Annotated in this window: 17 protein-coding genes; 7 read left to right on the forward strand and 10 right to left on the reverse strand. The window is 71.5% G+C overall.

Annotated elements, in window-relative coordinates:
- The first annotated feature begins 182 nt into the window (after window positions 1-182).
- The gene (locus AV521_RS49285; protein ID WP_179023106.1) at window positions 183-521 is read left to right on the forward strand and encodes a hypothetical protein; all 339 of its coding nucleotides are present in this window, start codon (window positions 183-185) and stop codon (window positions 519-521) included.
- Window positions 522-861: 340 nt separating this feature from the next.
- On the opposite strand, the gene fusA is transcribed toward AV521_RS49285, so the two are convergent.
- The 5 genes from fusA to AV521_RS15145 all read right to left on the reverse strand — a co-directional run bounded on the left by fusA (window position 862) and on the right by AV521_RS15145 (window position 6,760).
- Window positions 862-2,919: an elongation factor G gene (gene fusA, locus AV521_RS15125; RefSeq protein WP_076088487.1), complete on the reverse strand. Its 2,058-nt coding sequence runs from the start codon at window positions 2,917-2,919 to the stop codon at window positions 862-864.
- 346 nt (window positions 2,920-3,265) lie between these two features.
- Window positions 3,266-4,012, reverse strand: a complete 747-nt coding sequence (locus AV521_RS15130; protein WP_076088489.1) for a sulfite exporter TauE/SafE family protein — start codon at window positions 4,010-4,012, stop codon at window positions 3,266-3,268.
- Window positions 4,009-4,398, reverse strand: coding sequence for a rhodanese-like domain-containing protein (locus AV521_RS15135; protein ID WP_076088493.1), 390 nt, complete (start codon window positions 4,396-4,398; stop codon window positions 4,009-4,011). Before AV521_RS15135 ends, AV521_RS15130 begins: the two co-directional genes overlap by 4 nt.
- A 51-nt stretch (window positions 4,399-4,449) precedes the next feature.
- Window positions 4,450-5,811: a rhodanese-like domain-containing protein gene (locus AV521_RS15140; protein ID WP_076088494.1), complete on the reverse strand. Its 1,362-nt coding sequence runs from the start codon at window positions 5,809-5,811 to the stop codon at window positions 4,450-4,452.
- Between the two features lie 109 nt (window positions 5,812-5,920).
- Window positions 5,921-6,760 (reverse strand): GntR family transcriptional regulator, encoded by an 840-nt coding sequence (locus AV521_RS15145; RefSeq protein WP_076088496.1) that lies wholly within the window; start codon window positions 6,758-6,760, stop codon window positions 5,921-5,923.
- A gap of 78 nt (window positions 6,761-6,838) precedes the next feature.
- Between AV521_RS15145 and AV521_RS15150 the strand changes: the two genes are divergently transcribed.
- From AV521_RS15150 to AV521_RS15165, 5 genes are all read left to right on the forward strand, one after another.
- A complete protein-coding gene (locus tag AV521_RS15150) occupies window positions 6,839-8,044 on the forward strand; it encodes an FAD/NAD(P)-binding oxidoreductase (protein ID WP_076088497.1) in 1,206 nt (401 codons plus the stop codon).
- A gap of 498 nt (window positions 8,045-8,542) precedes the next feature.
- The gene (locus AV521_RS49290; protein ID WP_179023108.1) at window positions 8,543-8,680 is read left to right on the forward strand and encodes a hypothetical protein; all 138 of its coding nucleotides are present in this window, start codon (window positions 8,543-8,545) and stop codon (window positions 8,678-8,680) included.
- A 93-nt stretch (window positions 8,681-8,773) separates the two neighbouring features.
- A complete protein-coding gene (locus tag AV521_RS15155) occupies window positions 8,774-10,690 on the forward strand; it encodes an exo-alpha-sialidase (protein WP_256725554.1) in 1,917 nt (638 codons plus the stop codon).
- A 129-nt stretch (window positions 10,691-10,819) separates the two neighbouring features.
- Window positions 10,820-11,233: a carboxypeptidase-like regulatory domain-containing protein gene (locus AV521_RS15160; protein ID WP_076088498.1), complete on the forward strand. Its 414-nt coding sequence runs from the start codon at window positions 10,820-10,822 to the stop codon at window positions 11,231-11,233.
- 106 nt (window positions 11,234-11,339) lie between these two features.
- Complete coding sequence (locus AV521_RS15165; RefSeq protein WP_143658609.1) at window positions 11,340-11,810, forward strand: hypothetical protein; 471 nt, start codon at window positions 11,340-11,342, stop codon at window positions 11,808-11,810.
- A 79-nt stretch (window positions 11,811-11,889) separates the two neighbouring features.
- On the opposite strand, the gene AV521_RS15170 is transcribed toward AV521_RS15165, so the two are convergent.
- The 3 genes from AV521_RS15170 to AV521_RS15180 form a co-directional block, all read right to left on the reverse strand.
- Complete coding sequence (locus tag AV521_RS15170; RefSeq protein WP_076088500.1) at window positions 11,890-14,562, reverse strand: glycosyl hydrolase; 2,673 nt, start codon at window positions 14,560-14,562, stop codon at window positions 11,890-11,892.
- A 205-nt stretch (window positions 14,563-14,767) separates the two neighbouring features.
- Window positions 14,768-16,336, reverse strand: a complete 1,569-nt coding sequence (locus tag AV521_RS15175; protein WP_107480919.1) for a sialidase family protein — start codon at window positions 16,334-16,336, stop codon at window positions 14,768-14,770.
- Between the two features lie 201 nt (window positions 16,337-16,537).
- Window positions 16,538-17,098 carry a TetR/AcrR family transcriptional regulator gene (locus AV521_RS15180; protein WP_076088502.1) on the reverse strand — a complete coding sequence of 187 codons (561 nt, stop codon included), beginning with the start codon at window positions 17,096-17,098 and terminating at the stop codon, window positions 16,538-16,540.
- Between the two features lie 109 nt (window positions 17,099-17,207).
- On the opposite strand from AV521_RS15180, the gene AV521_RS15185 reads away from it, so the two are divergent.
- Window positions 17,208-17,822 carry a DUF2867 domain-containing protein gene (locus tag AV521_RS15185; protein WP_076088503.1) on the forward strand — a complete coding sequence of 205 codons (615 nt, stop codon included), beginning with the start codon at window positions 17,208-17,210 and terminating at the stop codon, window positions 17,820-17,822.
- Window positions 17,823-17,956: 134 nt separating this feature from the next.
- Here AV521_RS15185 and AV521_RS15190 read toward each other — a convergent pair whose 3' ends face one another.
- Window positions 17,957-18,196 (reverse strand): hypothetical protein, encoded by a 240-nt coding sequence (locus AV521_RS15190; RefSeq protein ID WP_076088504.1) that lies wholly within the window; start codon window positions 18,194-18,196, stop codon window positions 17,957-17,959.
- A gap of 214 nt (window positions 18,197-18,410) precedes the next feature.
- Window positions 18,411-19,868, reverse strand: coding sequence for a HAMP domain-containing sensor histidine kinase (locus tag AV521_RS15195; RefSeq protein ID WP_076088505.1), 1,458 nt, complete (start codon window positions 19,866-19,868; stop codon window positions 18,411-18,413).
- Window positions 19,869-19,994 lie beyond the last annotated feature (126 nt).

Consider the following 19,994-nt stretch of genomic DNA (forward strand, 5'->3'; position numbering starts at 1 on the left):
GGGAGTCGAGAACCCGAGGCGGCTCACGGGACCCGGCACCCGTGCGGACCCGTGCGGCTCCCGAAGCCCCTCATGGCTTAATTTAGGACGTGAGTTAAACCTCACGAGAATCGCTCGTCAAGAGATCCGACAGCGGTGAACGGTCGAACAGGCCGGAAATCCCCGGAGAACCGGGAGGTCGGGTGGCGGCGCTGTGCGGCCGAACGGTGCGTGACCTGCGGCAGGGAAGCCGAGGCACCGTTCTGCAACGGTTGTATGTCGACGGGCCGATGAGCCGGCACACACTGGAGCCTGCGACCGGGCTGATTTCGCGCTCCCTCAGCAACGCCGTGACCGGCCTGCTCGCCGAAGGCCTGGCGGAGGAGGCGGGCGCGGCCGGCACGGCGTCGTCGCAGCCGAACGCCTCATGGCTCGGGGCGCATTGCGATCCGGCGGCTGCGGGTGGATCGTGGTTCGTCGCGCAGTTCCCCGCACCCCTGGGGGAGTCGCCGACGCCGCACCCGTACAACCGCAGGAGGTGAGCGGCCGTCGGCGGGTGCCGCTGGAGCGGCTGCTGTGCGCCTCGGGCTCGGGTCAACTCCCGCCTCACGTACCGTACTTCATCCACTCTCGGGCGCCGGGGCAGGCGGAGATGTGGTTCGGCGGGGGACGCGGGGCCCGCAACGCCGTGGCGGTGCTGTTCGGCTCGGGCGTCGGCGCGGCGTCGTTCTCAGCCGAACGCCTCCTAGATCGGGGCGCATTGTGGCTCGTCGCGCAGTTCCCCGCGTCCCTGGGGATGGGCCAAGCGTGCGCGGGCCCGCGCCGCGCGTCGAGTCGGCGCATGGCGCGGGCCCTGTCCGGCACCGCTACCGGGCCGCCCCGCTACCGGACCGGCGCCGGTCGCGTCGCCGGGGCGTAGCCGGCGGGGCGGGCCGTGAAGGTGCCGCGGCCCTGGGTGCGGCTGCGCAACCGGGTGGCGTAGCCGAACAGTTCGGCCAGCGGCACGGTCGCGGTCAGTACGGCCGCGCCGCCCCGGGTCGCGGAGCCGCCGACCCGGCCGCGCCGGGCGGCCAGATCACCGAGGACCGAGCCGACGGCGTCCTCCGGCACGGTGACCGTGACCTCGGCGACCGGTTCCAGCAGAGCCGTCGCGCAGGCGCGCAGGGCCGCGCGGAGCCCGAGCCGGCCGGCGGTGCGGAAGGCCGTGTCGGAGGAGTCCTTCACATGGGTGGAGCCGTCGGTGAGCGTGACCCGGAGCCCGGTCACCGGGTGCCCGGCCAGCGGGCCCTCGGCGAGCGCGTCCCGGCACCCGGCCTCCACCGCGCGCACGTACTCCTGCGGCACCCGGCCACCGACCACGGCGGAGCGGAACTCGAAGCCGGTGACGCCGGCTTCGGGTCCGAGCGGTTCCAGGTCGAGCACGACGTGGGCGAACTGCCCGGCCCCGCCGTCCTGTTTGACATGCCGGAACACGAACCCGCTCACTCCCTCGACGACCGTCTCCCGCAGGGCGACCCGCGGCCGGCCCACAGCGACCTCCGGTCCGCCGTCACGGCGGATCTTCTCCACCGCGACCTCCAGATGGAGTTCGCCCATCCCGGACAGCACGGTCTGCCCGGTCTCGGGATCGGTGCGCACCACCAGCGAGGGGTCCTCCTCGGCCAGCCGAGCCAGCGCCGTCGCCAGCCGGCCGGTGTCCGTGGCACGCCGGGCCTCGACGGCCACGGACACCACGGGCTCGGCGGTCTGCGGCGGCTCCAGGAGCAGCGGGGCGCCGGGGTCGCACAGCGTGGAGCCGGCCCGGGCCGACTTCACCCCGGCGAGCGCGACGATGTCACCGGCGACCGCCCGGTCGAGCTGAACGTGCCGGTCCGCCATGACCCGCAGGATGCGCGCGACGCGCTCGGTGCGCCCGGTGCCCGGGTCCCACACGGTGTCTCCCTTCTCGACGGTGCCCGCGTAGACGCGCACATGGGCCAGCCGCCCGGTGGTGCCGGCGTTCACCTTGAACACCAGCCCCGCGAACGGCGCTTCGGGGTCCGCGGCCCGCTCCTGCTCGGTGCCGGCGTGGTCGCCTCGTACGGCAGGCACGTCCAGCGGTGAGGGCAGGTAGGCCACGACCGCGTCCAGCAGTGGTTCGATGCCGCGGTTGCGGTAGGCGGAGCCGCACAGGACGACCACGCCGTCCCCGGTGCGGGTGAGGTCGCGCAGGGTGGTGGCGAGGGTGTCGCCGGAGAGGGTCTCGCGGTCGCAGAACTCCTCCAGGGCGGCCGGGTGCAGCTCGGCCACCGTCTCCTCCAGCGCCCGGCGACGCCGTACCGCTTCCTCCCTCAACTCCTCGGGAACCGGCCCCTCCACGACCGCACCGGCGCCGTCGGCCCAGACCAGCGCGCGCATCCGCACCAGGTCGACCACACCGGTGAACGCCTCCTCGGCGCCGATCGGCAGCTGGACGACGAGTGGCGCCGGGTGCAGCCGTTCGCGAATCGAATCGACGGCACGGTCCAGGTCGGCGCCCGCGCGGTCCATCTTGTTGACGAACACGACGCGCGGTACGCCGTGCCGGTCGGCCTGCCGCCACACCGACTCGCTCTGCGGCTCGACCCCGGCGACGGCGTCGAACACGGCGATGGCCCCGTCGAGGACGCGCAGCGAGCGCTCGACCTCGTCGGCGAAGTCGATGTGGCCAGGGGTGTCGATGAGGTTGACGCGCCGGCCGTCCCAGGAGCAGCTGACGGCGGCGGCGAAGATGGTGATGCCACGGTCGCGCTCCTGCGGGTCGAAGTCGGTGACGGTGGTGCCGTCGTGCACCTCGCCCCGCTTGTGGGTGGTGCCCGTCGCATACAGGATCCGCTCGGTGACGGTGGTCTTGCCGGCGTCGACGTGGGCGAGGATGCCGAGGTTGCGGACGGCGGCGATGGCTGTGGTGTTCGTGCGCACGGCCCAGGGCCTTTCTCAGGATCAGGTCTGCAGACCAGGTCTGACGACCAGGGAAAAGGGCAGCGCGATTTCCCGTGCGTCCTGAAGTCAGCAGGGTGTCACGGGCGTCCGGGGCCGGCCGCGCAGCGGGCACCGGCACCACCGGGACACGAGGATCACCTCGTACCGGGAACGGGGAGCGACGACAGCGGTGCGTGCGCGCACGGCCGGGCTCCCCTCTGCATCGGACGACAGGCGCCGCCGTACGGTCGTCACGGCGCTCGGTACGGGACGACGGTACGAGAGGGGGCTCGGCCCGGGCACCTGATTTTCGGGTACGCCGGCGAGTCGGCCGTGCCGGAGACGCTCAGAGAACGGCGTCGACGAGCATGAACGCGGCCACGGCCAACAGCGCCAGAGCGAAGACCTGTTGCAGGGTCCTCGCCTTCGCCCTGGACGCCAGGCGTCTGCCGTCCCACGCTCCCAGGACCGCGGCGCCCGCGAAGGGGCCGACCACCGACCAGTCGAGTCGGTCCACGGTTCCGCCGCGCAGTCCGAGCGCCGCGAGCGAGTTGACGGTGATGACCAGCAGGCTGGTGCCCACGGCCTCGCGCATGCGGAGTCCGAGTACCCCCACGAGAGCCGGTACGGCGAGGAAGCCGCCACCGACGCCGAGGACACCCGTGACGGCGCCGAGTCCCGCACCGGCCGCCGCCGCGTGCCCGGGCCTGACGCTCCGGGCGGCTTCGGCCTCTCCTCTCGGCTGCAGCATGCGTACCGCGGCGACGGCCGCGACCGTCGCGAAGGCCGCCTGCAGGGCGCCCGCGGGCAGGTGGGCGGCGAGCGCGGAGCCCAGCATCGCGGGGCCGATGCCGGCCGCGGCGAAGAGCAAGCCCGCACCCCAACGGACATGTCCGTCACGGGCGTGCGCGGTCAGCGCGGTGGCCGAGGTGAGGGCCACGATCACCAGTCCGGCGGTGGTGGCCGCCACGGGGGTGAAGCCGAGCAGGTAGATCAGGGCGGGTACGGCCAGCACGCTGCCACCGCCGCCGAGCGCGCCGAGGGCCAGCCCGATCACCGCGCCGGCCACGAGGGCGAGGATCAGGGCACTCACGCGACCGTACCGCGCAGGCCCCGGGCGTCCACCACGGGCAGCCCGGCCTCCGCCCAGTCGCGCATGCCGCCGATCACGTCCACGGCCTCGATGCCGTGGCCCGTCAGCAGGTCGGCGGCCCGCCGGGACCGGTTGCCCGAGCGGCAGATGACGACCAGGCACCGCCCCTGGGCCTCGGGAGGCAGGGGCGCGCCCGCGATGAGTACGGTGAGGGGATGGTGGACGGCTCCGGGTGCGTGCCCGGCGCTCCACTCGTCGGGTTCCCGGACGTCCAGCAGGACCGATGCCGCGGCCCGGCCGGCGGCTGCGTCCGCCCGTCCGTGCCCGGTGCGTTCGGCCGCTTCCGCTACGGTGATCCGGCTCGTGCCGGAACGGGATGTCTTCATGCGCGGTCCTCGCCTTGTGCGCAGGGGTGGGTTGATCCGGTCCGGTGGGGCTCAGTCGGTACGGAGGGTGAGCCCGGCCGCGTCGGCCGCGGTGAAGGAGTCGTCCACCGCGACGACGTCACGGCCCGCCGCGTCCAGCAGCGAGGCGGCGATGGCGGCGCGCATGCCGCCCGCGCAGTGCACCCACACCTCGCCGGGCGGCACCTCGTCGAGGCGCCGGTGCAGGGTGTGCAGCGGGATGTGGACCGAGCCCTCGACGAAGCCGGCGGCCCGCTCGGTGGCACGCCGGACGTCCAGCACGACCATGTCCTCGGCGGGGTGGCGCGCGGCCAGGTCCGCGAAGTCGGCGCGGGGGAAGGCGGCCAGGGGTTCGCCCTCGGTCGTCCAGGCGGACGGTCCCCCGGTGGCCGCGGCGGCCGGACGGTCGATGCCGACACGTACCAACTCGCGCTGCGCCTGCGCCAGTTGCTCGGCCGACTCGGCGAGCAGGGTCACCGGCTTACCCCAGGGGATCAACCAGGCAAGACAGGTGGCGAGTTGACCGTCGGCCTCGAAGTTGTAGGTTCCGGTCACATGCCCTTGGGCGAAGGCGATCCGGTTGCGCACGTCGACCACCCACTCCCCGGCGGCCAGTCGCGCCGCGATCTCCTCGGCGTCGGCGCGCGCGGGCGCGGTGAGGTCGACCGGCGAGGGTCCGGCCGAGTTGGCGGGACCCATGTGCGTGTAGTAGGCGGGGATGTCGTCCAGCCCCGCGAGCAGGCGGGTGACGAAGGTGTCGACGTCCTGGGTGAGGGCTTCGTTCGACGCCCTCTCCTTCCCGATGGTGGTCTCGCTCCCGTCGGCCCGGCCGGCGGAGCAGAAGCTGCCGAATCCGTGGGTGGGCAACACGGCGGCGGTGTCGGGAAGTTCCGCGGCGAGCCGGTGCGCGGACGCGTGCTGGGCCCGGGCGAGACGCTCGGTCAGGCGGGGCTCGACCAGGTCGGGGCGGCCGACCGTGCCGATCAGCAGCGAGCCGCCCGTGAAGACCGCGACCACCGACGCGGACTCCTCCAGGACATAGGCGGTGTGGTGCGGGGTGTGCCCGGGTGTCGCCAGCGCCCGCAGGGTGAGGCCCGCGTCGATGACCGTGCGGTCTCCGTCGTGCACGGGTATGCGCTCGAACGACACGGCGGCCCCGGCGGGAATCAGATACGCGGCGCCGGTGAGACGGGCGAGTTCCAGGCCGCCGGTGACATAGTCGTTGTGGATGTGGGTCTCGACGACATGGGAGATCCGCACACCTCTGCGCGCCGCGGACTCCAGGACCCGGTCGACGTCCCGTGGCGGGTCGACGGCCACGGCCGTACGCTCACCGCCCGCCAGATAACTGCGGTTGCCGAGTCCCGTGACCTCGACGGTGTCGACGAAGAACATGTCAGGCATTCCCTCCAGCGCCGTGCGGCGCCCTGGAGCCCCCGTGGGCGTCGGGCGCGAGCGTGGGCGTTCGGCCAACTCGTGGACACATGACCCGATCCGGGCCCTCTCACCGCGCGGGATCGAGCCGCCGCACCCTGCGCATCGAGTGGGTGAACGGGGTCCCGGCGGGATCGAGGCGGTACCCGGCACGGGCGTCGAACTGCGCGACGACGCTGAACCGGTCGCCGCGGATGAGGGTGGTGCGCCACTCGACCGTGCGGCCGTGCGTACGGCCGAGCCGCTCGATGGAGAACGCCGCGACACCCTCGGGGAGGCCGAGCAGCCGCTGTTCGGCGGCAGTCGGGGTGACCGCCTTGATCCGTTCCTCTCCCCCGACGAGGCGGATGCCACAGCGGCCGGCCAGCTCGTCGTAGAGCGCCGTGTGGCCGAAGTCGACGTCGAGCAGCGCCCGGGCGTCCGAGGCCAGCAGCCACACCTTGTCGTGGGCCAGGGGTTCCCCGTCGGCCAGACGGATGCGTTCCAGGTACAGCAGCGGCGTCGACTCCTCCATGCCGAGGCGCACCGCCACGTGCGCGTCGGCACGGATGTCGAGAGCGCGGACGATGCTGCGCTGTTCCAGACCGGCCGCCTCGACGGAGGCGAACAGGCTGTAGAGGGCACCGACGGGCTGCTCTATGACCGCCTCGCCCACCGGTCGCGGCCGCCGGCCCTTCGCGGCGGTGACCAGGCCTTCCTCCCGCAGCTCGCGCAGCGCCTCGCGAACGGTGTGCCGGCTCACCCCGTACCGCGCGGCCAGCTCGTTCTCACCGGGGAAGGAGTCGCCGAACTCGCCCCGCGCCAGCCGGGATCTGAGGTCGTCCCGCACATGACGCCACAGCGGAGTCCCGCCGCGGACCGCCCGGGAACGCGCGCCCCGGCCGGCCGGGGCAGACGGTTCCTCGTTCATGATCCATCCTTGTGTACGTACATTTGGAAAGCTAATGTACGTACATTAACTCGGACGGACGCGAAGGGGAAGCCGCACATGACCATCAAGGCTCACCACAAGGTCCTCATCGTGGGCGGAGGAACGGCCGGCATCAGCGTCGCGGCCCGGCTGCGGCGCCACGGCATCCGTGACATCGGGCTCGTCGAGCCCTCAGCCACGCACTACTACCAACCGCTGTGGACACTGGTCGGCGGCGGACGGGCCACCGCCGCGGCGAGCGCCCGCCCCCAGCGGTCGGTCCTCCCGAAGGGCGTCTCCTGGATACGCGGCCGCGTGGAGACCGTGGATCCCGCAGGACGGACCGTCGGCACCGCCGACGGACACACCATCGGCTACGACAGGCTCGTCGTCTGCCCTGGCATCCAACTCGACTGGAACCGGGTGCCCGGCATGGCGCAGGCCGTCACCGCGCCGCACACCTCCAGCAACTACACCTACGAACTGGCGCCCAAGACCTGGGACCTGATCCGCTCCATGCGCTCGGGCACCGCGGTGTTCACCATGCCGTCAGGCCCGATCAAGTGCGGTGGCGCACCCCAGAAGATCGCCTATCTCGCCGCGGACCACTGGCGCGAACAGGGCGTCCTGAAAGACATACGGGTGGTACTCGTACTGCCCACGCCCGGCATGTTCGGGGTTCCCGTGTTCGCCGAGGAACTCGAACGGGTCGTGGCCCGCTACGGCATCGAGGTGCGCAAGAACAGCGAACTGGTGGAAGTGGACCCGGACGGCCGCGACGCGGTCATCGTCGACCACACGTCAGGGGCCAAGGACTCCCTCCGTTTCGACATGATGCACCTCGTGCCGCCCCAGTCGGCGCCCGACTGGCTCAAGGAGACCCCGCTGGCCGATCCGGCGGATCCGGCGGGCTATGCGGAGATCGACAAGCACACCCTGCGTCATGTGCGCCACCCCGACATCTTCGCCCTCGGAGACGCCGGCTCCTCGCCCAACTCCAAGACCGGGGCCGCGATCCGCAAACAGGCACCGGTCGTCGCCCGCAACATCGCCGCGAGCCTCGCCGGCACCGAGCCGCCGCCCGCCTCGTACGACGGATACTCCTCCTGCCCGATCACCACCTCCCGGCACAGCATGCTGCTGGCCGAGTTCGACTACACCCTGCGCCACCGCCCGACGCTCCCGCTCATCGACACGACGCATGAACGCCGGGACATGTGGTACCTCAAGCGCTACGGACTGCCGTTCCTCTACTGGAACTTGATGCTCCGCGGACGCGCCTGAGCGCCGACGAGTACCGCACCGTCTTCGGCGGTTCCCGGGTCCTCCCGGCCGAACCCGGCCACGGCTTCCGTCAACTCGACTCCGACGGCGACGGCCGCCTCGGCGAAAGGATTTCCTCCGGGCCTTCACCGACTCCTTCACGTGCTCCGTAAATTCTCGGTTGCCTGGCGTGATTTCGCCGTCGGCTCCCTTGTTACATGACATGTCCGGTGCAAGCATCCCGCATTGCGAACACGCGCTCCATCGGCGTGAACGTCCTTCTCTCCCCGACGCGCCGGGTCGACCCCGGCTGTCCGAAAGGATGTTCCGTGACCCGGTCCAGACGCAGACGCACACGCAGACGCGGCAGGCGAGTTACAGCCGCTGGGACGATCACACCTCGATGGCCGTCGACCCCGCTGACGACTGCGCCTTCCGGTACACGAACGAGTGAGACGGGCAGTTCGACTGGCTGGACCTCGGCGGGAACCACGTCCCGGGGCGCCGGCCAGGACCTGTGTGCCGTCCTTCGCCTGGATCCAGAAGACCGCGTCCGTCACCGCCGGGCACAGCTGCACGCGCACCCTGATCAGCCACGACGACAACTACCCGGGTGACGCCACCTGCACCCGCTGCGACGACGTGACCCGCTCCTGATCCACCGGCGTCGTCCCCGGGGGTGGGCCACCCACCGCGCATCGGTCGCCCGCCCCGCCACCGAACCCCCCCATACACGACAAGGGGTCCCTCATGTCGCGCATCGCGCTCCGCAGATCCGTCGCGACCGCCACCACCGCCCTGCTCTCCCTGAGCGGTCTCCTCCTCTCCTCGCACCCGGCCCTTGCCGACGTCGCCAACGGCGGCTTCGAGTCGGGCAGTCTGACGGGCTGGACGACCACCGGTACGACCGCGGTGGTCAACTCCGGCGCCCACAGCGGGACGTACGCCGCCCGTGTCGGCGGCACCTCGCCCACCAACGGCGACTCGTCCGTCTCCCAGTCCTTCACCGCGCCGGCCGGCGCCGGCCGGCTGTCCTTCTGGTACAGCGTCACCTGCCCCGACACGGTGACATACGACTGGGCCACGGCCACTCTCGCCGACACCACGGCCGGCACCACGACGACCGTCCTGGCCAGGACATGCACCAACGGCCAGGGCTGGAAGCAGGTCACCTCGGCGGTGACCGCCGGGCACAACTACACCCTCGAACTCGTCAGCCATGACGACAACTACACGGGCGACGCCACCTACACGCTCTACGACGACGCGGCCTTCACCACGGCCGCTCCCCCTCCCGGTCTGACGCAGGTCAGCACGGACCCGTTCACCAACTCCTCCAGCCAGCACGCCACCGAGCTGGAGCCGGACACCTTCGCCTGGGGCAACACGGTCGTCGCCTCCTCCCAGGTCGGCCGGTTCACCGACGGCGGCGCCTCCGACATCGGCTGGAACACCTCCACCGACGGCGGCACCACCTGGCAGCACGGCATGCTCCCCGGCATCACCACCTACCAGGGCGGCGGCAGCTGGGCCCGCGTGTCCGACCCGTCCGTCGCCTACGACGCCAAGCACGGCACCTGGATGGTCTCCGGACTGGTCATCGACTCCGCCGTCAACGGCGCGGGCGTGACGGTCAGCCGTTCCACGAACGGAACCAGCTGGCAGAACCCGGTCATGGCGGTCGGCAACGACGGCCAGGGCTACGACAAGGAATGGATCGTCTGCGACAACAGCACCTCCAGCGCGTTCTACGGCACCTGCTATGTCGAGGTCGACATCACCTCGTCCGGCAACCGTGTGGTCATGAGCCGGTCCACCGACGGCGGCGCCACCTGGTCCGGCCCCGTGTCGCCCTCCGGCAACCCGACCGGGCTGGGCGGCCAGCCCCTCGTCCAGCCGAACGGCACGGTCGTGGTCCCCTATTCCACCAACGGGTCCTCGATCCGCGCCTTCAACTCCAGCAATGGCGGCTCCAGTTGGAGTTCCAGTGCGCTGGTCGCCAACGTCTCCAGCCACGGCGTGGCCGGCAACCTCCGTGACGGTGAGGGTCTGCCGTCCGCCGAGATCGACGGGTCCGGCAAGATCTACGTCGCCTGGCAGGACTGCCGCTTCCGGTCCGGCTGCCCCGCCAACGACATCGTCTATGCCACCTCCACCAACGGCACCAGCTGGTCGGCCGTGACCCGCGTCCCGATCGACGCCACCACGAGCAGCGCCGACCACTTCATCCCCGGCATCGGCATCGACCCCACCACCTCCGGCAGCACGGCGAAGATCGGGCTCTACTACTACTTCTACCCGAATGCCAACTGCACCGCTTCCACCTGCCAGTTGGAGGTCGGCTACCTCTCCTCCGCCAACGGCGGCAGCACCTGGAGCGGTCCGACCACCGTCGCCGGGCCCATGTCCCTGTCCCAGATCGCCGACTCCACCCAGGGACGCATGGTCGGCGACTACATCTCCACCTCCGTCCTCAGCGGCAAGGCAGTCTCCGTCTTCGCCGTCGGCAAGACCCCGGCGGGCGGCCAAGCCTTCGACGAAGCCCTCTACACCGCAGGGCCCCTCGCCGTCACCGGCGGCAGCGCCCGCACGACCACCCACGGCGCGGCGAACGTCACGGCGCCCTCCGAGTCCACCGGATCCGGTCCCCTGCCGACCCGGCGCTGATCTGCTCGCTGTCCGCCCCGAGGTGCGTTCCGGTGTCCGCCGGAACGCACCTGTGGGACAGCCGGGGGGCCAGCCTTTGGGCCATGCCCGTGGCGGGAACCGACCGGCACAGTGGGGAGTCCAACCCGTATGAGGCGCCCCCTGCGCACGGCGCTCGCCGTCCCGGCGCTGGCCGCCGTGCTGGCGGCCACCGGATGCGCGGGCTCCCGCTGGGCCGGATCACCGGGCGCGTCCGGCTCCGGAATCGAGGGCCGCACCACGGTCGACGGCGGCTGCCCGGTGATCCGCGTACACAGCCCCTGCCCCGACCGGCCCCTGAGCGCCCGGCTGACCATCACCGGCGGTGATCCCGAACGGACGGTCGCCGAGACCACCAGCGGTGCCGACGGCCACTTCCGTGTCTCGCTGCCGCCGGGCACCTACACCGTCCATCCCGTCAACCTCACCGGCGCCGTCGCGCCGATCGCCCAGCCGACGAACGTCAGGGTCACCGGTGGACGGTTCACCACGGTCGTCATCTCGTTCGACTCGGGTATCCGCTGAGTCCCTCCTCGCCCGAAGGGAACCGATCCGCGGTCGAGAACGTCGCACGGGCGTCCGGCCGTACGAGGGAGTGGTCATGATGAGGGACGGCAACAGAACCGGGCGCGTGTCCTGGCCTCGGCTCGGGGCCGTCCTGGTCGCCGTCTGCTGCCTCTTGACCGCCTGCGGAGGCAGCGGCGGCGGCTCACACCCGGACGCGACGCCACCGCCCCCTTCGGCCGATCCGGTCACCCGAGGACCCTCGGAAAGCAGTCCCGGCACACCGCGTCCCCGCTGCGTCACCGGCTCCGCCACGGTCACCCACAGCCCCGGCGACGCCTCCGTCCACGACCTGTGCGTGCGATCCGGTACGACGGTCACCGTGGTCCTTCAGGCCCGCCCCCAGGGCCCATGGCCGCAGCCGCGCACCAGCAATCCGATGCTGGCGCTCGTGACGTCCACCGCCACCGACGGCAAGGGCGCGACGCGCGCCACGGTCCGAGCGGCGCGCACCGGGTCGGTGACCGTCACCTGGGGGCCGGAGGGCGCTCCGCTCTTCACTCTCCGGCTGAGCGTGGCGGCATATCCGGTGCAGTGAGCCCGGAAAACGCCGGACGGCCGGTGTGCCCCCGCGCAGGGAGCACACCGGCCGTGGTACGGCGGACGTTCCGCCGTGTTCAGTCCTTACGGCCCTTGAGGCGCCGTACGTCGAAGGACCAGATGCCGCGTCCGTGCGTGGCGGCGTACAGCGTGCCGTCCGGGCCGAGGCGCAGCTGCATCACGGCCGTGGTCGGCAGGTCGTGCCCCAGGACCAGCCACTTCGTGGCGCCGGCGGGGCGGTAGAAGGTGGCCAGGTCGGTGCCGAGGGCGAGGCCGCCGTTCGGGAGGAGCTTGACCGTGTCGGCCGGGACGTCGGGCAGGTTGGTGGAGATGTCCGTCCAGTTGGCGCCGCCGTCCTTGGACTCGAAGACGTGGCCGACGCCCGCGCCGGGGCCCTCGGTCCACTTGCGGGAGAAGCCGTTGACCGCCACGTAGACGTGCTGGGCGTCGGCGGGGTCGACCTCGAAGCCGGAGATGTAGCGGTTCGGGATCGTCCCGTCGACCGGGAGGCTGAGCTGGTGCCAGCCGGTGCCGTCGGCGTTGCCGACCGCGATGCCGCGGGTGAAGCCCTGGTTGTTGCAGGGCCCGCACCAGCCGACGTACACCGTGCCGCCGGAGGACGCCACGGCCGTGGCCACATGGCCTTCACCGAGGTCGTAGGCGTTCGTCCACTCCTTGCCGGAGCGGATGGCGTAGCCCTTGGTGTTCACCCACACGTGCCGGCCACCGGCGATCCAGGTGTTGGGGTCCTTGGCGTCAGCGGAGATCGGGGCGATGAAGCGGGCGCCCGCGCCGCCGAGGTCCTTGTCCGGCGGGGCGACCTCGTACTCGGTGGCCTTCGACGGGTCCGTGGACCACGAGCCGTCGTTCACGCCGCAGTTCTGGGTGACCCACAGGTCGAGGTAGACGTACTCGGCGGCGATGTTGCAGCCGTTCGCGGGGTCGGTGATCGTGTCACCGCCGTCACCGCCGAAGTTGGAGCCCATGACCTTGTCCCGGCCGCGCAGGATCGACTGGCCGTTGTCCTGGAGCCCGCCGGTCACCGAGACCCCACCATAGGTGAGGTCCTTGCCGACGCCCACCGAGTAGTACTGGAGGGTGTCGAGGGTGCCGTCGCTCAGGGACTGCCAGTCCTTGGCGTGACCGCCCGAGTCGACGGCGCCGTTCAGCGGGCGGCGGTAGATGCCGCCGTCGTTGCCGACGTAGGCCCAGGTCTTGCCCCGGTAGCTGCCGATGGCGACCGCGTGCTGGTCGGAGTGGGTGGTGGGCGAGCAGTCACCCGTCTGCTTCGAGGGGTCGATGCTCCAGCACGGGAAGGGGAAGTTCCAGTACGGGCCCGGAGTCGTCCAGCTCTGGCCGCCGTTCTTGGTCTCGAAGACCTCTTCCAGGCCGAGGTAGAGATGATCCGGGTTGGCCGGGTCGACCTGGAGGAACTGGTTGTACCAGGACTGGATGCCGGGCATGTAACCGGCGGTCTGCAGCGCCGACCCGGACGCCTTCAGCTTGGTGTAGTCCGCGATCAGCGTCCACGGCCCGAACGGCGAGCCGTTCTTGGAGACGTACACGCCCTTGAGCCCGCTGTCCGGGTTGGCGGCCATCTGCGCCGGGGACTGGTCGATGGCGTACAGGCGCGAGCCGTCGGCCGCCGCGGCGAAGGTCATGTTGCCGACGTCGGCACTGCTGGTGGGCAGGTCACCGAGCCCGCTGACCGGCTTCCAGCTGCCGTCGTCCGCCTTGGCGTACAGGCCGTTGTAGGTGTCACCGCCACGCCAGCCGACCGCGAGCAGAACCTTGGAGGGGTCCTTCGGGTCGACGGCGATGTCGTTGGCGATGTTCTTGTACGGCGCGCTCGGGTCGTCCGCCTTCGCACCGCCCGGCAGATAGTCCGGGTTGGGAGCGAACTCGTGCTTCCACGGACCGGACAGGACGGTTGAGGAGTGCGACCAGACACCGGTGCTGGTCGCCGCCCACACCGTGGTGCCGGCGAAGCGCAGCGCGTGGATGACGGTGGACTCCAGCTCGGCGCCGCCGACGCGGTCACCGGGCTGGAACTGCCCGTGACGCGGGTCCTTGAGGACGTACACGCCCGTACCCACGAAGGACGTCGCCCCGGTGTTGGACTCGCCCGTGGCGTACCAGAGCCGCTGCCGGCCGTCGAGGGAGAGGGTGCCGGTCGACAGGGACGGCAGCTTGTCGGAGATCGGCTTCCAGTGCCCGCCGCCGGTCGTCGAGCGGAAGACACCGCCGTTGGCTCCGCCCGCGTACACATAGCCCTGGTCGTCGGCGGCGATCCCGGTGATCCGCCCGGTCACGTCGCCCGCGCCGGCACTGGAGTTGGAGTTCACATCGCGGTAGCGGGGATCGTCGGCGTTGTACGCCTTCTTCGTGACGTGGTCCCAGCCGCCGCTCGTGTGCCGCATCGACTGCAGCTGCTGCCAGGCCGCCCCGTAGGCGCCGGGCGCGACCACACCGGGCGCGGTGCGCGCCTCGGTGAACTGGGCCGTCGACTCGGCGGAATTCTCCGCCTCGTCGGCACCGCCGTCGTCCCCCTCTGCGGCGAAGGCGGATATTCCGTGGCCCGCGTGGACCGCCTTGATGTGCTGACGGCCTATCGCGGCCTGGTGGCGCGCCTGCCAGGGCCGGGGTCTCGTATCGTGCGAGGCCGCGAACGACTGGGTGGTCACCAGTCCGAACGCGGCCGCTACGACGGTACAGGTGATGAACCGCCGCTGATGCCTCGTGGGCAGCATGCCCTCTCCTCCCTGCAGCGGGCATATGGGGGTGTCCCGGTGCAGGGGGGATCTTGGCGTGACCACAACAGTCACACAAAGGGCTCACAGGAAAAATGGCACGCTGTTTACCTTGCGGCTCACGGGAGCCCGGACTTCCACTCCCCCACAGCTGTTGAGGCCCCCCAGGCCGGTCCCGGAGCCGACGAGCAGGATCAGCCTCTGATCACCGGAGGATCCGGTGCGGGCGGGCCGCCTTGAGGGCCGTCGCGCGCGGTGTGACGCCGGCGGCGACGGGGCCATGGCCGGTGTCGGCGGCTGCGAACCACCCGCTGTAGGCGTCCGTCGAATCCTGCGGAGCGCCGGCGTTGGTCTCGACGAACAGCGGCCGCACGGCGCAGCGGCCATCGGCGGCGAGGCCCTCGTAGTCACCGAGGAAGTGGCCCCCGGCGTACGGGGCCTGGAGCCAGTCGAACACCTGGGAGATTCGGCGCTCGGTGGCGTGGTTCTCGGCGCCGCGCGCAAAGGTGAGCAGCCAGGCGACGGTGGGCAGGGTCGTGGTGTTCCCGGCGGTGAGGTAGCGCAGGTCGTAGTAGGTGATCGCAACCGTGCCGTGGGCGTCCACGCTGATCGAGGGCGTGAAGGCGGGCGCGGAGGCGACGGAGTTGACCCGCTGAGAAGCTGACCAGGTCCGGCCACCGTCGGTGGAACGGGTCAGCTCCACGGAGTTGTAGGCACCAGCGCTGAAGTCCGATCCTTCGTAGGCGACATACAGCTCACCGGTGTGCGGATCGATGGCGACGTTCGGCAGGTCGCCGCCCGCCCGCAGCGCCTTGGTGGCGTCGCCGGGGGCGTTGGGGTCCACCTCGGGCGCGGCCGTGTCCTTTGCGATGGTGACGGGCTTGCTCCATGTACGGCCCTGATCGGTCGACTTGACGACGGCGAAGTGCAGGTCGGTGGGTGTGAAGGTGCCGGTCGTGTAGTCGATGTCGTACGTCTGCCAGTCGAAGACGTCGTAGAGGGTGTCGGTGCGCGGGTCGACGACGATGACATTGCCGATGGTCTGCGAGTGCGGGACGACCGAGGTGTCCACGAACGGGCGGGCCGTGGACCAGTGCCGTCCGCCGTCGCGGGTGACGGAGATGTAGGCGGGCCCGTCGTAGACCTTGGCGGGGTCGTCCTCGTCGATGCGGTCCCAGACCTGGTAGGCGACACCCGGGTGCACGGGGTCGGCCGTGACGGAGTTCTTGTCGTTGCTGAACTGGGCCTGTGTGTCGTCGATCAGAGGAGTCGTCCGCGTCCAGGTGCGTCCACCGTCGTACGACGTCGAGGCGGCCACGCCGTTGCGCGCGTCGGTGGCGTCGAACACCAGCCCGCTGGCGTAGACCGTGCCGTCGGGGCCGGTGCTCACCCATCCGTCCGACGCGCGCTGGTAGTCGAGCCCGCCCGGCGCGCAGTGCGAGAACGGCAGCGGGGTCTCGGTGAAGTGCCGCCCGTCGTGGGTGTACGTGGCGGTCAGACCCCGGGCGCCGCCGTTGGACCAGCGGTCCTGCTGGAAGATGCCGACCGCGTCGCGCGGGTCGCGCGGGGAAGCGGTGACGTACGGTTCGTCCTCTGCGGACGGGTAGTTGGTGCCCGTGCCGTCGCCGCTGATGTCGCAGGCGGCGTAGGGGTCACCGGGCGAGACCGGACGGACCGGCTGTGCGTCGCCCGCGGCCGTGGAACTGCCCACAGCGGCGACGAGCAGAAACGCGGCCGCGGTGGCCACGAGAGACGCTCTCGTACGTGTGCGCATGGCGATACCCCCAACTCTCCGAAGAACGGCCTGACTTGGGCTGTGCGTCGCCGGGTGAGCGTAGCCCTGCGCCGGGTGAGCAGAGTTGGTGGAAGCGGTCAAGGACACGTCAATTGTTGTACGGACGCTGCCGGCGGCTGCGGTGCCGGCGGGATTCGAACCCGCGGGCAGGGAGGAGCAGAGGCACCCCGTGGAAGCCGGCTACGCCAGGAGGCGCAGCCTGGCCAGCCGCATCACCTCCTCGCGGCTGCGGCCACTGTGGTCCGCGGCGATGAAGTGGCTGCCGATGCGCAGCGAGTAGGTGAGCAGACAGCGGACCTCGACCTCGTCCTCGTCGGGACAGAAGGCGCCGAACAGCGAGCGCAGGTACTCCATGCGCCGGTTGTCCACGTGTCGGAGCCGCTGTGCGACGGCTTCGTCGTGCCGGGCCCAGTCGCGGATCGCCAGCTCCACGGCGACGCCGGTCGCCGGGCTGTCGCCGACGGAGGCGACGACCGTGAACAGCCGCTCAAGTCTGGCCCTGGCGTCTCCACCACCGCTCTCGACCTGCTCGATCACCTTCTCCGTGACCTCACGCTCCCACGTGTCGAGCATGTCGGCGAGGAGCGCACCCCGGTTGGCGAAGTACCCGTAGAACCCGCCCTTGCTGACCCGGAGCGCCTGCGCCAGCGACTCGACCCGGACGGCTTCCGGGCCGCCGGCGGCCAGCGCCCGCAGCCCCTCCTCGATCCACTTGGCGCGAGGCGTGCGTGTCACGCCCATGATGTGTCTCCCCTCACACGTCTCCCGTCGAATATACGGTGCCGTATAGCTCCCTCTAGGCTTGAGCTATACGGCACCGTATAGATAATCGTATGGACAGGGGCCTGCCATGAGACTCCCCGCAACCGCGCACACCTCCCGTCCCTGGCGGATCCACGAGATCGCCGGCGACTTCCGCGTCGAGGACGTGTGGGCGCTTCCGACGCCCGGCGGCCGTGACGATCTCCCTTACCTGGTCCGCCAGTTCACACGCGGCGACTTCGTGGAGAACAGCACCTCCCCGGTGGCGCGCCTGCTCTTCGCGGTCCGCTGGAAACTCGGGGCACTGCTCGGCTGGGACAAGCCCGGCACCGGCGTCGGCAGGCGCGTGCACACCCTCCTCGACCGCTTGCCGGAAGATCTCCGCGAGGCTCCCCGGGGACCCGCCTTCCGCGGGGGCAAGTTCACACCCCTCTATCTGACGCAGGACGAGTGGGCGGCCGAGATGGCGAACCAGACCGTGCACGCGGTGCTGCACATCGGCTGGGTTGCAGACGACTCCGGCGGCTACCGCGGCCAGATGGCCGTCCTGGTGAAGCCCAACGGGCCCTTCGGCACCCTCTACATGGCAGCCATCAAGCCCTTCCGATACCTCGGGGTGTATCCGGCGCTGCTCCGCGCGATCGGACGTACATGGCAGGCCGGAGCCGACGAAAGGGCGCGGGCCGACCGGGGACAGCAGTGAGCCCAACTGTCGCGTCGGCGGCGTGCCGGGAGCAGGCCGATGGCGAGTACGTCTGTGGCGGGCGGTCACAGGTGCGGTCGCGGAGCGGTCTGCGGGACGGCGACGCGGCGGGGGGACGACGCGATCGGTGAAGTTCAAAACACAGGCCGGGCGCGCGCGGTGGGCGAGGAGGACGGCCCGAGCCAGGCGCGGGCGGTGACCGTCCGGTCTCCTACGGCCGTCGCCGCCTGCTCGTCGTTCCAGCGTTCGACGAGGAAGGCGACGGTGGTCCCTACCGGATTGGCGGCGACGGCAACCGTCACGGCGGTGTACGCGAGGGCGTGTTCGTGGGCGAGCAGGACGCGGCGCCGGGCGGGGGCGAGGGCGCCCAGCATGGCGGCCGTGACGAGGACGGGCCCCGGCTGCCGGACATGGCGGAGATGGCGAGGATGGCGAAGGCTCGGGGGTCGGGAGTGGCGGCGACGGCCGCGCCGCGAACATCGCGGCTGCCGCCCTCACTTGCCGGGGCTGGTGCCGCCGGGAGCGCTGGTGCGTCGCGGGACGATCTGACCGTGGTCGCAGCCAGGCGGGGCCGACGGCCGCGGACGGTCAGTGCGGCGCGGCGGCGGAGTCCGCCGCAGGCGTCGTAGGAGGGCGTTCGACGCGGGAGGCGGGGTCGAGGGTGAAGCCGATGACCGCGCCGCCGCCGGGCCGGTTGCGGGCGAAGGCGATGCCGCCGTGGGTTACGGCGACGGCATGCACGATCGCCAGGCCCAGCCCGGAGCCGGGCAGGCTGCGGGCACTGTCGGCACGGTAGAAGCGGTCGAAGACGCGGGGCAGATCGGCCTCGGCGATGCCCGGCCCGCGGTCGCGCACCTCCACGCGCGTGCCCGTGATCGCGACTTCTATCGGCTCGGTTCCGTCCTGGTCGAACTTGGCGGCGTTCTCCAGCAGGTTGGTCAGCGCCCGCTGTATCGCGGCGGGCCGGGCCCGTACGACGATGCTGTCGGCCTCGACGAGGATCTCCCGGCCGGTACGGCGCCGGGCCAGGGCGGCGGCCTCCTCCGCCACGGCGCCAAGGGCAGTGTCCGTGGGCTGTTCGGCGTCGCGGTCGCCGGCGGCGAGGTCGACCAACTCGTTGACGAGGTTGACCAGTTCACGGGTCTCGCTCTTCATGTCGGCGATCAGGTCCGCCTTGGCCTGCGGCGGCAGCCGGTCGATGCGGTCCAGTAGGGCCACGTTGGTCTGCAACGAGGTCAGCGGGGTGCGCAGTTCGTGCCCGGCGTCCTGCACCAGCCGCCGCTGCACCTCCTCCGAGGCGGCAAGCCGGCCCAGCATCCCGTCGAACGCCCGCCCCAGCCGGCCGACTTCGTCCGGCCCGGCGACCGGGACCGCCGTGTCCAGCCGACCGGTGCGGGCCACGTCCTCGGCGACCCGCGTCAGCCGGACCAGCCGCCCGGCGATCCTGCGCGCCAGCCACCAGCCCGCGAGGCCGGCCACGACGATGACGGTGGCGCTCAGCTCCACGGTGCGTTCCTGCAGCTCCCTGAGCAGGACCTCGGTGTCGCTGTACTGCTGGGCGACTTGTACGGCGCCCCGCCCACCGCCGAGTGCGACGGTGGCGACCCGGTAGCGGTCCCCCTCGATCTCGGCCTTGTAGTAAATGGTGTGGCCGGCCGTGGCGTGCGAGGCCGCGGCACGGTCGGCGACGCGGACCGGCAGCACCGGGTAGCCGTGTTCCTCGACGCGTCCGGCCGGGCCGAGGACCTGGACGTCGGTGCGGATGCGGCGCGAGAGGTCGTCGCGGGGGCCGTCGTGGTCATGGCTGGCGCTGAAGTAGTCCGACGGCGACAGGCGTCGCTGGGCGACCTGCTGGTGCAGGTCGCTGACGACGCCACGGAATACGTCGTCCTGGTCGACCCGCACCATCCGCGCCGCCGCGTTGTAGCTCAGGAAGCCTCCGAGGAGAGTGGTGGCGGCGGTGACGCAGGCGAACGAGAGGGCGAACACGGTGCCCAGGCTGTGGCGGGGGTGCAGGATGGCGAGCCGTTGTCGCGCATGGTCCATGGGTACGGCTTTCTCCGGAGCGGTCGACGCGCCCGCCAGTGTGCCAAGCCGACAGCTGCGACGGCAGGGCGTGACGGCCGTCGCCGACTGCTCTTACTGGCCTCTCACCGGGCCTTATGCACTTAC

Source organism: Streptomyces sp. IMTB 2501, from assembly GCF_001953885.1.
In the GTDB taxonomy this organism is placed as follows: Bacteria; Actinomycetota; Actinomycetes; order Streptomycetales; family Streptomycetaceae; genus Streptomyces.

What these genes read in the sequence shown, in the direction of transcription:
- AV521_RS15135 (WP_076088493.1), bottom strand. Translation starts at nt 4,398, where the DNA reads ATGAAGACATCCCGTTCCGGCACGAGCCGGATCACCGTAGCGGAAGCG.
- AV521_RS15140 (WP_076088494.1), bottom strand. Translation starts at nt 5,811, where the DNA reads ATGTTCTTCGTCGACACCGTCGAGGTCACGGGACTCGGCAACCGCAGT.
- AV521_RS15145 (WP_076088496.1), bottom strand. Translation starts at nt 6,760, where the DNA reads ATGAACGAGGAACCGTCTGCCCCGGCCGGCCGGGGCGCGCGTTCCCGG.
- AV521_RS15150 (WP_076088497.1), top strand. Translation starts at nt 6,839, where the DNA reads ATGACCATCAAGGCTCACCACAAGGTCCTCATCGTGGGCGGAGGAACG.
- AV521_RS15155 (WP_256725554.1), top strand. Translation starts at nt 8,774, where the DNA reads ATGTCGCGCATCGCGCTCCGCAGATCCGTCGCGACCGCCACCACCGCC.
- AV521_RS15160 (WP_076088498.1), top strand. Translation starts at nt 10,820, where the DNA reads ATGAGGCGCCCCCTGCGCACGGCGCTCGCCGTCCCGGCGCTGGCCGCC.
- AV521_RS15170 (WP_076088500.1), bottom strand. Translation starts at nt 14,562, where the DNA reads ATGCTGCCCACGAGGCATCAGCGGCGGTTCATCACCTGTACCGTCGTA.
- AV521_RS15175 (WP_107480919.1), bottom strand. Translation starts at nt 16,336, where the DNA reads ATGCGCACACGTACGAGAGCGTCTCTCGTGGCCACCGCGGCCGCGTTT.
- AV521_RS15180 (WP_076088502.1), bottom strand. Translation starts at nt 17,098, where the DNA reads ATGGGCGTGACACGCACGCCTCGCGCCAAGTGGATCGAGGAGGGGCTG.
- AV521_RS15185 (WP_076088503.1), top strand. Translation starts at nt 17,208, where the DNA reads ATGAGACTCCCCGCAACCGCGCACACCTCCCGTCCCTGGCGGATCCAC.
- AV521_RS15190 (WP_076088504.1), bottom strand. Translation starts at nt 18,196, where the DNA reads ATGCTGGGCGCCCTCGCCCCCGCCCGGCGCCGCGTCCTGCTCGCCCAC.
- AV521_RS15195 (WP_076088505.1), bottom strand. Translation starts at nt 19,868, where the DNA reads ATGGACCATGCGCGACAACGGCTCGCCATCCTGCACCCCCGCCACAGC.